Below are 12,539 nucleotides of genomic sequence, written 5' to 3' on the forward strand. Positions count from 1 at the left end.
GGATCTTCCGCCACGCTGCCGGGCGTGAACAGTGATCTTGTGCCCGATGACCTGTGGACGCGCATCGCTGCGATGCTGCCGCCCCTCCACAGCGGCCGCATCGGTATGCAGGACGACACCGAACAAGCGACCGCATCGCGTTGGCAGGCATCACCTTCGTCCTCGCACAGGCGTGACCTGGCGCGACGTGCCACGTCAGGAGGTGGGCTGCTCCGGGGTCACGGCCTGGCGCCGTTTACGGGACTGGACCGAGGCTGGCGTCTGGCCCCGACTGCACTCGGCGATCCTTGCCGAGCTGCGGGCGGCCAGGCTGCTGGAAATGGACGATTGTGCCATCGGCGGCTCGCACATCCGCGCCCTCAAAGGAGGAACTCACACCGGACCATCTCCGGTCGACCGGGGCCGCCCTGGAAGCAAGCACCACATCATCGTCGACCAGCACGGCACGCCGCTCGCGGTGTCACTGACCGGCGGCAACCGGCATGATGTCACCCAGCTGATGCCCCTCGTCGATGCCATCCCCCACATTCGTGGTTTGCGCGGCCGGCCACGCCACCGGCCCCGGCAGCTGTTCGCCGACCGAGGCTACGACTTCGACAAATACCGCCGTCTCATCCGGGCGCGTGGGATCACACCCAAGATCGCCCGCCGCGGCACCCCGCACGGCTCCGGCCTGGGCAAGACACGCTGAGTCGTCGAGCGCACCTTCGCGTGGCTCCACCAGTTCAAGCGACTCCGCATCCGCTACGAGATACGAGCCGACCTCCACCTCGGACTGCTCCAACTTGCCTACAACATCATCTGTTTGAGACGGCTCCGGACCTCATTCTGAAACGATCAGTTAGGCGGGCAACTGTGGACTGCGGCCCCGGTGCGCAGCAGGAGCGGAGGCAGGTGGTGGGCGGTGCGCAGCAGCAGCCGGTACGGCTCGGGCTGCGCCAGTGGGACTGGGCGTAGTGGTGGGGGGTCGTTGGTCGATGTATTCATAAGTGGGGGAAGCGGGCTGTGTGGGGGTTCTGGCCCCGGGGCGGGGTCAGACCGGAGGCGTACGGCTCGGCTCCAGATCCATTCCTCAGGCGTACAGAACGTCAGAGTGTCTTCTCTCCATTGAGCCTCTGCCAACTTGAAGCCGCAGTTCAAAGGGCTGGTGTGACCGGTTCTCGGGGTGCTCACGCTGGTCATGGGCGACTGTCTGCGCAGTAGATCGTCTGTCAGCGGTTGGTTCGCCGGATACCGGTAATGTGGCGGGGCGGTGATGGAATTCCCTTGCAAATGGGGTGATCGCGCTTCCGTGACGACTACGACAGAGGCTCGAACCGGTGGCGGACGTGCGCATCCCCACCAGTGACAGGCGTGACTCCGACGCCCGAGCTGTTCGACGTACGATGCCGAGATGCACGCAAACAGCCGGCGGGACGCTCGCGCCCTCCTCCTCAATGGCACTGTCGGCGTGGGTAAGACAACCGTTGCCGAGGCCCTGGGCGACCTTCTCGCTGACGCAGGGATCCCTCATGCCGTCGTCGATCTCGACTGGCTACGCAAGTCGTGGCCTGCGCCGCCCGGTGACCGATTCAACTTTGAGGTTCCCCCGGTGCGCGGGAGGTGCTGATCAGCTGGTCAGAACGGGTTGATGGATGTTCAGGTTCGCTTGATCGGCCGCCGCTCGGTCGGCGTAGTGCTTCTCCTCGAACTCGATGGGGCTGAGGTAGCCGAGCCGCTTCTGGATCCGCCGGCTGTTGTAGAACCCATCGACGTACTCGAAGAGCGCCAGGTTCGCCTCGGCCCTCGTGGCGAAGACGCGGCCGCGGACGCATTCAGTCTTGATCAGCATCCACAAGTTCTCGGCGAGAGCGTTATCGTACGAATCCCCGACCGAGCCCATGGAAGCCTCAATTCCTGCCCGCATCAGGCGTGTTGTTAGCTTCACGGACGTGTATTGACAGCCGTGGTCGGCGTGGTGGATCAGTCGGCCGGGCTCTACGTCCCGGCTGGCCAGCGCGTACTCAAGGCAGGACAGGACCAGGTCGGCGTCCGCGCGGGCGGAGGTCTCCCAGGCCACCACCCGGCGCGAGAACGCATCCCGGATCGCCGAGAGCCACAGCGGACCCTCAATCGTGGTGATCATGGTGAGGTCGGTGACCCACAGCCGGTTCGGCTCAGGCGCGGTGAAGTCCCGCTCGACCAGGTCCGGGGCCAGGGTGGCCTTGGGGTCCCGGCGGGTGAAGCTGCTGCGGCGTGGGCTGAGGCCCGCGAGATCGGCCTCGCGCATCAATCGCTCGACACGTTTGCGGCTCACGTGGACGCCCTCGCGTTTGAGGACGGCGTGCACGCGCGGGGAGCCGTAGATCCCGCCGGAATCGGTGTGGATCTCGCGGATCCTGTCGGTGAGTTCGACGTCTTTGCGGACCCGTTCGCACGGTTGCTTCTCGGCGCGGCGCCAGCGGTAGTAGGTGGAGGAGGCAATGTGCAGTTCCCGGAGCGTGGGCTCGACCTCCAGATGCGGGTGCTCGGTGAAGAGCGCCGTCACCTGGGCCGGGTCGGGTCGGTGAAAGTCGGCCCGGGGCGCGGTTCCGGCCTTTCGACCGGCCCGTTTCCCCGGACCGCTTCCCGAACCCGGCGGGCACCTCTCAATGCACCGGGCTCTCCACAAGCCCCGAAATGGGCTGCGTGTTGAACATCCTCATCCCGCGATGGGCCAGGGAGCCGGAATTATCGAGCCTCGGTATCGGTAGCGGGTCGTGCCTACCTTCTCTGGGTCGAACAGCTCCCTGTTATCACTGGAGGGCCACCATCCACCGCCGCAATAGCGGTTGCGGAGTTCCTTCCAAGTGGACCGGCGGTGTTTGCGCCGCATCCATCGCCATACCGTCTGCCACGTGTAGTGGCTCAGATAAGCGAAGGTCGCGGAGGACACCCCTGGCCGGAAGTAAGCACACCAGCCCCGCAACGCCATATTCAAACGACGCAGCAGGTCATCCAGCGGTTGGTTCACTTCGACCTCGCGGCACAGCGTCTTGACCTTCCGCTTCACGGCCTGGACAGCCTTCTTCGCGGGATAGGTATAGACGTAGTACTGACTGGTCCCCCTCTTGCGGTGACGCTGGATGTGCCACCCGAGAAAGTCCAGTCCCTCATCGATATGGGTAATCAAGGTCTTCCCCGGCGACAGGCGCAGGCCCATCGTGGACAAGACCTCAGTGATTTCCTCGCGCAGGACCTCGGCATCCGATTTCGAGCCGAAGACCATCAGGCACCAGTCGTCCGCGTACCTAATAAGGCGGTAGTTGGGAAGACCATGGCGGTGCCGTCTGGCGCGGTCCACCTTCCCAGCGCTCGGGCCTCCCGGCGCCTGGGCTATGTATTCGTCCAGGACCGACAGTGCCACGTTACTGAGCAGAGGCGAAAGAATCGACCCTTGTGGGGTCCCGGCGGTGGTTTCCCGCAGCAGGCGGTCCTCTCCGAGGATGCCTGACTTTAGGAATGCCTTCACCAGGTCCAGAACGCGTTTGTCCCCAACTCGATGCCGCACCCGATCCATCAGGGCCGGATGCGAGATTTCGTCAAAGCAGGCCGTGATGTCTCCCTCGACGATCCACTCATAATTGCGTGGCCGCGAAGATAGATAGCGCACCTCGGCTACCGCGTCATGAGCCCGACGATTCGGGCGGAACCCGTAGGAACACGGGAGGAAGTCCGCCTCGAAAATCGGCTCCAGCACCAGTTTCAAAGATGCCTGGACCACCCGGTCGGTGATGGTTGCGATCCCCAGGCGGCGGAGCTTCCCGCCGGCCTTTGGAATCATCCGTTCCCGCACCGGTAGCGGGCGGAAACTACGGTCCTTCAGCTGCGACCGCAGTCCGTCGAGGAAATCCTCGACGCCCTGCCCGGCCTCGACGGAACGGGCTGTGCGCCCGTCCACTCCAGCCGTGCGGGCACCCTTGTTACCCCTCACCCGATCCCAGGCCACCAGAAGGAAGCCCGGATCGGCAACGAGGTTGTAGAGGTCGTCGAACCTGCGATGAGAATCATCACGAGCCCAACGGTGCAACTTGGTCTGGATATTCAGTACCCGTCGCTCCGCCACATATATGGCGTGCTCCAGTTCGTCGGTATTCACCAGCGAAAACCTCCTGATATTCCAGCAGCCTCGACTGCTGGCTTGCTGGCTCCCTTCGCCCTGCGGCCGTCTCTCACGGCCTCCACGGCGGGTCGTCACGCCCGCGACTACTACGGAGCCTCCGCCCCATCCCACGGCCCTCAATCGGCAACGGACCTGCCCACCGCTGAACTGGCTGTCCAACAGGAGGGCGACCGTGGATGGTTCCCACGTTCACCATGTGATCGATCAGTCAGGGAGGCGCCCAGCTCTACCCCGGCAGCATCGCCACGTCTACGCCGTAGAACTTCGACGTGGCCTCCCCACCGACACAACTAAACGGCTTCGGAGTTGAAGACCAGCCCGAAAGGCCCGGCCCTCACGCGCTGCGTACCGGCCCATATCTGCCAGATTTGACCCGGCTTCGCTGTTACGGGGCGTCCACCACTGGTTCGCTCTCGCTACACCTTCTGACCTCGCTGAACGGGCCCACACCGTCTGACAGTTCCGGCACGTCCCGCCTTCGTCGGGGCCGCTTGCCACCCTCACCGGCGTTCCCCGGATCAGGCTGCCCCCAAGCTTCGATCAGGCCGCTACGACGGCCCGACGGAAGTGGTCTTTCACCACCTCTCGATCAACATCGCGCCTCGTGGCGCACAGCTGCGCCGCGAAAAAAGCCGAGGCCGTCCGCAGGATCTCGTTCGCCCGCTTGAGCTGGGCGTTCTCCTTGCGCAGGGCCGCGAGTTCCTCGCGCTCGGCCGTGGTCGGCCGGTCGTCACGCTCGCCGGCATCGGCCTCGGCCTGGCGGATCCAGCCGCGCAGAGCCTCGGGATGCACCCCGAGATCGATTGCCAGCCGCTTGATCTGCGGCTTCGGATCGGTGAAGCGGTACATCCCCACCGCGCGATCACGCAACTCCTGCGGGTATTTTCTCGGTGCAGCCATGGCCAGAGTTCCTCTCACGAGATCCATCTGACCCGCTGTCACCACCCACCGAATCTCGGGGGAACCTCAAAGGCATAAAGCAACGGCCCGTGCCGTGAGTACCTGCGGCGCCGGGGCTTCCGGCACACGATCCCGGAGAAGACCGACAGCCGGGCCGCCCGCCTACGCAAAGGCTCACGCGGCGGACGGCCACCCGGTTTCGATCGAGAGCGGTACAAGAAGCGCAACACCGTCGAACGCGCGATCAACCGGCTCCAGCACGCAAGAGCAGTGGCAACCCGCTATGACAAGCGCGGCTAGGTCTTCCTGGGCACGGCAACGGCAGCAGCTCTCGTCATCTGGCTCCGGACATGACCGGGCTTGACGGCGTCAGCCCACGGATGCACCTGGAGCCAATGCCAGGCCAGAGGTATCAAGGAAGGCTTCAAGGCTGATGACTCCGCTGCCGGTTCCGTCGTCCCATTCGGTCAGGAGCTCCGAGAGGCCCTCATTCCAGGAGTCGGATGTGTCGATGTCAGGGCCGGGATGACGCTCGACGCAGCCAGCACCGTGCCGGTAACGAAGGGACAGGTACTGGCCCCCCGCTGTCCAGGCATCCCACTGGGACGGGTAGGCGGGACACGTCTGCACGACCCGCACCAGCATCAGACTCTCGACTTGACCCATCCGAGAATGGTCGCGCGCCTACGGAACTCGGGCAATCGACTTCAGGTCGACGGCAACCGTGGTCGGCCGGACAAGTCCTAGGAGTATGGATCTCCAGCGCCCGAGCAAGGAGGACAAACTCACCCCAGAACAGTTGGACGCACTGCGCAGGCTGGGGGTGCAGCGGGCGTGACACGCTCTACCACCGGCCGCTGAACCCGACGGCCAAGCGAAGACCACACCAAACCCCGGGGACACGGCGGGTTCCCGGGTTCTCGTATCTATCTGCAGGTTCAGGCTTCTGGCCGCTGGGGCGCGGTAACGCGTCGCACAAACCGCCATTTACGCGAACCCCTTCCCGCCTCACGGATCGCGTGTAACTGGGTGTTGGGTCGGCCCCGAAGGTTCGGAGGGCTTGTGGGCGTGTTCTCACCGCACCGGGCCGGCCTGTGGTCTTGTGGTGCGGGCGGCGTGGGCGTAGCGGGCGGCGAGGTCCCCGAATGCGGTGGCCAGTTGGGGTGGGCCGATGACTTCGATGTCGGTGTCGAAGCGGCCGATGGCGGCGGCGAGTCCGGTCCATGACCAGGAGCCGAGGATGAGCCGGCAGTGACGGGGGCCGAGTTCCTCAACGATGCCGTCCTGGGTGAAGGGTGCGACGTCGGCGGCCGGGAGGCGGAGGATGACTTCGCCTTGGCAGGGCCAGTCGGTGGTGGTGCCGTCGTTGCCGCGGAATCGGCTGGTGATGAAGGTGGAAAGGTTGCCGCTGGGGAGGTCTCGAGGCGTGAAGCGGGGGCCGGTGGGTGTGCGGGGCTGGATGCGGTCGACGCGGAAGGTGCGCCAGTCCTCGCGGTGGAGGTCCCAGGCCACGAGGTACCAGCGGTGACGCCAGGTGACCAGGTGGTGGGGTTGTACGCGGCGGACGTCATCGGCCGAGGTGCTGGGAATCGGGGAGTAGTCAAAGCGCAGTTCCTCGCGGGTGTGGATGGCGCGGCTCAGGTCCATCAGGACCTGAGCGTCGACCTGGGGGGTGCCGCCGGCCGCGGCGGGCGGTTGGACGGCGGTGATGTGCAACAGGTCGATACGGTGGCGCAGGCGGGGTGGCATGACCTGGCGGAGGGTGGCCAGCGCGCGGGTGGCGTCTTCGGCGACGGTGGTGCTGGCGGCCGCGGTCTGCAGCGCGACGGCCAGGGCGACGGCCTGGTTGTCGTCGAACAGCATGGGCGGCAGGTGAGTGCCGGCCTCCAGGCGGTAGCCGCCGGCTGGTCCTTTGAGGGTCTTGATCGGGTAGTCGAGTTCGCGCAGGCGGTCGATGTCACGGCGCACCGTGCGCGACGTGATGCCGAGACGTTCGGCGAGATCATCGCCGGACCAGTCACGGGGTGTTTGAAGGAGGGAGAGCAGCGCGAGGAGCCGGGCAGATGTTTTATGCATGGCACTCATACTCCCTGAAGTACCGGACACAACCTGTCCTCTACCTCTGCCATCGTGGCATACGAGCCGTTCGGGAGGCATCGCTCCTCCTGGTCACGGCAGCCGCCGCTGGAGCTGGGACGGTAGGCGGTGTATTCATCACATCGAGCAAGGAGCAGGTCATGTCCGTCACGACCACCACTCACCTGAACTTCCGGGGCACCGCACGTGAGGCGCTGGACTTCTACCAGTCCGTCTTCGGCGGGCGTACTGTCGCGGTCACCTACAAGGACGCGGGCGCCGTGCAGGACGAGAGTGAGGCGGACTGGGTGATGTGGGGCGAGGTGGCCGGCGACAACGGCTTCCACGTCATGGCCTACGACGTGCCCTCGCGGCTCCCCTGGAACCAGGGCGAGAACCCGTTCTTCGTCTCCGTGCGTGGCGACGAAGCCGAGGAGATCAGCGCCCTGTGGGGCAAGCTCGCCGAGCGCTCGACCATCGTGCGTCCGCTGGAGCCCGCGCAGTGGGCACCGCTGTACGGCATGCTCACCGACCGCTTCGGCATCACCTGGGTCCTGGACGTCACCGCTCCGTACAACGACTGAACCGACCCCATCACCACCGTGGACGGCTGCGACGGGAAGCCGTGGGCGCACTCCTGCCCGGCAGCGGCGCTCGGCCCGACTGCTCCTGGAGATCCTGTGCCACGGCGACGGCGCCTGCCTGCATGACATTGAGGTCGAGGCCGGCGCCACGAAGGCGTTCCCAGTGGGGCGATCGGTCCACCAACAACGGAAGGCGCTGCGGACGGGTGAGTTTGAGGAGCAGCGCAAAACCCAACTCGACGCGCCAGAAACCGGGACGGAGTGGAAACCCGGCGCTCTTCGCTCTGAGCGACAAGTGGTGGCCAGGTCCCACCCACAGAACCACTCCGCCAACCACCGCGCGCCATCACACCAGCGGTGGCGACGCACCGACGCGCACCAGTGCAGCGCACTCCCCCACCCGACGGTGCGCACCGAGTGGACTCCCCCCATCCGGGGCGCGCACCACGATGCCCCCCCACCACCACCAGGTGCGCACGAACTCGCGCACTCCCACCCGGCAGAGCGCGCTGCGGGCCCCAGAGGGAGCGGCATCGTCCGAGCCGCGCACCCCCTACACACGGTGCACGCTACGCAGGGAGCGAGAGATCACCCCGTCGCCACCGCCCATCGCGGGGCCCGTGCATGGCCCCGCTGGCGCGGTAGCGGACGTGGTCTAGGGGAAACGTCGAGAAACTCGCAGAAACCCGTCGCTGGACAAGGGTTGCTTTCCACCCGAGGACGGATCGGAATCCGGCTGCGCACCTGGTCAAGGGGCAGCGCACCGAGCGCACGACACCCGATGCGCCGTCACCCACTGTGTACGCACCGGGCCGAGTGGCGTGAGAAGGGCGGGCACTGGGGCTCGCGCCTGGCCTGGCGCCTCGGTCCGCAGTGCAGGGGCGGGGCATGCCTGCCGTCATCCCGGGTGTCGGGCGGCTTCTTCACCCGTTCCGGGTGTTGCGTCGCAGAGGGGGACTGGACTCCGTCGCCCACAGCGGTTTCCTTGGCGACCAGATTGACTCGGCAGTCGAAGGTGAACTGCGCAGCGATCTTCCCCGCCGTGATTGGGCGGTGCTCCGCTATCCCGGCTACTCGGCCGACTGGTCAACCTACTCCTCACGTTCTGGCCGACCTCAAGGGAATGGCAGGCAGGGGGCGCTCTAGTGGGGCGCCGACTGATCGTTGTACTTATCACGCGTATCACGCCGGGTTGTTGAGCTCCTCGCAGGCAATCGGCATGATGAGTGGCTCCTTGGGGGTGCGTTCTGCGAGAGCGAACGGAAGATTGCCGAGCGATCGCACGACAGGGCGGGACCGCATCCCCTGGCCGCAGTTCACTGTTGGAGGAGAAGGAACCCCATGAAGTTGAGATTCGCTGCCGCAGCCGTCGCAGGCTGTGCCACCTTCGCCATGACGATATCTCCCGCACAGGCTGACAACGTTGCCTCCAGTCCCCGTGCGTCGGTCATCTACTGTCAGTGGCTGGATGACAACGGCGGGCCCGCGGTCGGCATGGGCTGCTTCGATCACGTCGGGGACGTGATCACTGCCGAGGACAGACGGAGTGATGGCCTGCGGGTAGTCGTGGAGACCAAGTACAACTACAACCGCGCCAATGACGAGTGCCACGCAGCTGGCGGCTCCGGAACGACCAAGGTCTGCAACTACAACATGAAGGAATCCGGCAAGGTCAGCTTCCGCGTCCTCACCCGAAACGGCGCTAACGGAGCGAACGTGCACACAGGCGCCTGGGGCCCGTGGAACAACATTTCTGGGTAACCTTCCCCCGCCTGAATGCGACTCGGCAACACACGCTCCCCTTCTCGCCTCACGGGGGCGGGGACGGCGCGTCAGGTACTCGGCGCGGGGACGTGTACCCCGCCCCCGCTGCCGGCGCCCAGGGCGGCGAACATGCGTTGACGCCGGAGCAGATCCGGGTGACCCACTCCCGTCCCGGGCTGCGAACGGCCAACGTCCGCAGCCCGGGACGGGAACCTCTCGCACTCACAAGCCCACGACATCTTCCTCCCACCCCACCGACTACGCCGCGCAGTACGCGACATCCTCAAAAACGACCTACAAGTCGTCCCCGGCGGCGGACACCTCCTCGTCGAGGAACACCCCGAACTCCTCACCAACCTGCCAGCGGCAACCCGCGAGCCGCCGGAGAAGAAACCGGCGACAAAGGTGCCGGAACAGCGCGATAGACGACGCCCGGCCTGTCGCAGACCACCCCGGTGCACCCCATCCCCCACCAGAGGCAAAGCACAGGTGTCGGCCCGGGGACGCAACCCACACCGAGCACAACCGAGGGCAGCCGGTCAGACAACGGTCCCGTGATGTGCGCCGCCGGCACACTGCCACTCCCCCGGGCCGGACCGCCGTCCAGCTCGGTAACGCCCGGTACGACGTCGGCGAGATGACACGCACTCTCGACCGCCTGCTCGGCCCGCTGATCGACCCCGGCGCGGCCCGCGCGTTCAGGCCCATACCCAGGTCAACAATGCAGCCGGGGAAGCGATCACCACGGATCACGCTGGTACTCAGTGGTGGAAGCGGCGACTACAGGCGCTCGCGCGCGACCGCCGCCTCGCACGCACCGTATAGGACCGGGTGGCGGGTATGCCTCAGTCGTCTTCCAACGGTCGTCGGCAAGAGTTCGCTTCGAGCAGACCGGCAACTGTTCCGAACCGGGTCGGCTCGTTCCCCGGCGCTGGTGTGCGTGTCGGGCTCGGACGATGAGGCAGGTGGCGCAGTAGCCGGCGCCGACGCTCACCAGCAGGGTGTGGCTCCCGGGTGGGGGCCGTTGCTTGAGGGTGAAGGCGAGGTTGGCGATGCGGTCGCCGCCTCCGAGGTGACCAGTGTGGGAGCCGTACCGCCCGCACCGCCCTCGCCGATGCCGGCCTCACCCCCGAGGACGTGGACCTTCTCATCCACTGCTGGGTTTACGAACAGGATGAGGGGGTCTGGAGCCCCGCCCACCGCGTCGCCCGGCTCACCGGTGCGCACCACTGCATGGCGTTCGGCCTGCTGCAGCAGTCCAACAGCGGAGCCACAGCGATCGAGACAGCCCTCCACAGAATCACCACGGACCCCAGAACCACCACGGTCTTGATCACCACCGCCGACAAGACGATGCAGGTCGTATTCGCCGAGTCCCTCCAGCCTGGAGAGCAGACCAGCCCGTGCAGCCCGCAGCTTGCGGTGCAGCTCCGCTTTGAGATCAGTCATCCCACGGGTGGCAGGAGCGAGATCGGCATCAAGGTGATCGCCACGTCCTTTCACGCCTCGGACCGCCTGAGCATCGTGCAGCCGGTGGACCTTCCCGAACCCCGGCGCTGGAGCAGAACGGATGCGGGACCGGAGAAGAGGTGGCGACAGCGCGAACCAACTCCCGGGAGCACCTGAACGGACCCCGTTGTGCAGTCAGCGGGATGCGGATGCGCTCGTTGTACGTCAGTGGCGCCTCCGGTGACATGGTCGACTCGGCCACGCACGGCCACGGGAGGTACGTCGCCTCATCTCCTGATCGCCGTGCGGGCAGCGGTAGGGAACTCAGTGGCGAGAGCGGCGGGCCGTTTTCCTTATGTGCACAGAGCGGTATCAAGGACGTCGTTGGCGTGTTCCACGGACGGGTGTGAAGCCAGGCGGATTCCGGTCAGGGCGAGGGTGGCCGCGTGGCCATTGTCAGTGACTCCGCTGAGGGTCTTGTAGCCGGGGATGTCACCGCCGTGCCCCCAGACCAGTCCGCCGCAGCTCAGCGGGGCGCTAAGCAGACCGAGCCCGTAGCGCCAGCCCGGCCAGAGCTTGTCGGCGGGGACCGTGGTCCGCATCTGCTCCAGCAGCGCGGGATTCAGCAGCCGTCCGTTCATGAGCCCGGAGAAGAAGCGGCTGAGATCGCTCGGGGTGGCGATCATACTTCCGACGGCCCAGGCCCACGATGGGTCCATCCTGGTGATGTTCCGGGGTGTCTGCTCCGGGTCGTCCGCGTGGTAGCCCTGGGGGTGCGGGCCCCGGATGCCGCGTTCGCCGGGGACGGGGGTGTAGGTGTCGCGCAGCCCGAGCGGTTGGAGGATCCGCCGTTCGATCTCCTCGGCTGGCGGACGGCCGGTGACCTTCTGCACCAGCAGACCGGCCAGCAGGAAGTTGGTGTTGCTGTACGACCAGTCCGTGCCCGGCGGGAAGGTCGCCTTGTGGGCCGGCGCCAGGTCGAGCAGTTCGCGCGGCTCCCAGTAGATGTCGCGGATCCTGAACCAGTCCGGGTCCAGGTAGTCGGTGTAGTTGGGCAGTCCGCTGGTGTTCTGGAGCAACTGCCGGACGGTGATGTTCCGCCCGTCGATGTCCTCGCCGCGCACCAGCCCCGGCAGATGGGTCTCGATGGGCCCGTCCAGATCCACCCGGCCCTCGCCGACGAGCTGGAGCACCACCACGGCGAGATAGGTCTTGCTGTTGCTGCCGATGCGCACCCGCCCGTCGGACGGCACCGGCGCCCCCGTATCCAGATCGGCTACCCCGGCAGTGAGATGACGGAACCGCCGATCGCCCGGACCTCGCACGGCAGCCAGGGCACCTGGCCACCTGTCCTCGGTCACCAGCCGCTCCATGCCCCGCTGTACCGGGTCCTCAGCCATGGGCAAGCCCGCCGCCGGGGTACTCACCAGCAAGGCGCCGAGCGCGGCCGGCGCGACCAGCGCCCTCGCCGCCCTCCGGGAACGGGTACAACAGTGTCCGGCCAAAACGATCACTCCTTCTGCGAGTCCTGCCCGAAGGCCCACACCCGGGCAGGACCCAGCATCAGGGAACCCGAACCAGCAATGCGCGGCAGCGGACCGCCATACCCCCGTGTTCCCGCGCCC

Annotated in this window: 9 protein-coding genes and 2 pseudogenes; 4 read left to right on the top strand and 7 right to left on the bottom strand. The window is 66.5% G+C overall.

The window, feature by feature from the left end; all coding sequences use genetic code 11:
• Positions 1-72: 72 nt before the first annotated feature.
• Positions 73-832 (top strand): annotated as a pseudogene (locus OID54_RS37800) (IS5 family transposase).
• Positions 833-1,609: 777 nt separating this feature from the next.
• Here the strand turns inward: OID54_RS37800 and OID54_RS37805 are convergent.
• The 5 genes and pseudogenes from OID54_RS37805 to OID54_RS37830 all read right to left on the bottom strand — a co-directional run bounded on the left by OID54_RS37805 (position 1,610) and on the right by OID54_RS37830 (position 7,117).
• On the bottom strand, positions 1,610-2,527 hold the full coding sequence (locus OID54_RS37805) for an IS3 family transposase (protein WP_329012061.1): 918 nt from the start codon (positions 2,525-2,527) through the stop codon (positions 1,610-1,612).
• A 153-nt stretch (positions 2,528-2,680) separates the two neighbouring features.
• Complete coding sequence (gene ltrA, locus OID54_RS37810) at positions 2,681-4,117, bottom strand: group II intron reverse transcriptase/maturase (protein WP_329012064.1); 1,437 nt, start codon at positions 4,115-4,117, stop codon at positions 2,681-2,683.
• Positions 4,118-4,765: 648 nt separating this feature from the next.
• Positions 4,766-5,068, bottom strand: a pseudogene (locus OID54_RS37815) (transposase); the annotation flags it as partial.
• 342 nt (positions 5,069-5,410) lie between these two features.
• Entirely contained in the window at positions 5,411-5,707 is a 297-nt protein-coding gene (locus OID54_RS37825; protein ID WP_329012068.1) for a hypothetical protein, read from the bottom strand.
• 408 nt (positions 5,708-6,115) lie between these two features.
• Positions 6,116-7,117, bottom strand: a complete 1,002-nt coding sequence (locus OID54_RS37830) for a helix-turn-helix transcriptional regulator (protein WP_329012073.1) — start codon at positions 7,115-7,117, stop codon at positions 6,116-6,118.
• Positions 7,118-7,278: 161 nt separating this feature from the next.
• Here OID54_RS37830 and OID54_RS37835 point away from each other — a divergent pair, with 161 nt between their 5' ends.
• Complete coding sequence (locus OID54_RS37835; RefSeq protein ID WP_329012077.1) at positions 7,279-7,701, top strand: VOC family protein; 423 nt, start codon at positions 7,279-7,281, stop codon at positions 7,699-7,701.
• Between the two features lie 10 nt (positions 7,702-7,711).
• Here OID54_RS37835 and OID54_RS37840 read toward each other — a convergent pair whose 3' ends face one another.
• The gene (locus OID54_RS37840) at positions 7,712-7,996 is read right to left on the bottom strand and encodes a hypothetical protein (protein WP_329012081.1); all 285 of its coding nucleotides are present in this window, start codon (positions 7,994-7,996) and stop codon (positions 7,712-7,714) included.
• A gap of 1,046 nt (positions 7,997-9,042) precedes the next feature.
• Here OID54_RS37840 and OID54_RS37845 point away from each other — a divergent pair.
• A complete protein-coding gene (locus tag OID54_RS37845) occupies positions 9,043-9,462 on the top strand; it encodes a hypothetical protein (protein WP_329012084.1) in 420 nt (139 codons plus the stop codon).
• Between the two features lie 1,140 nt (positions 9,463-10,602).
• Positions 10,603-11,091, top strand: coding sequence for a hypothetical protein (locus OID54_RS37850; RefSeq protein WP_329012087.1), 489 nt, complete (start codon positions 10,603-10,605; stop codon positions 11,089-11,091).
• Positions 11,092-11,267: 176 nt separating this feature from the next.
• Here the strand turns inward: OID54_RS37850 and OID54_RS37855 are convergent, their stop codons facing one another.
• Entirely contained in the window at positions 11,268-12,428 is a 1,161-nt protein-coding gene (locus OID54_RS37855) for a serine hydrolase domain-containing protein (RefSeq protein WP_443055829.1), read from the bottom strand.
• Positions 12,429-12,539: the final 111 nt, after the last annotated feature.

The organism is Streptomyces sp. NBC_00690 (assembly GCF_036226685.1).
In the GTDB taxonomy this organism is placed as follows: Bacteria; Actinomycetota; Actinomycetes; order Streptomycetales; family Streptomycetaceae; genus Streptomyces.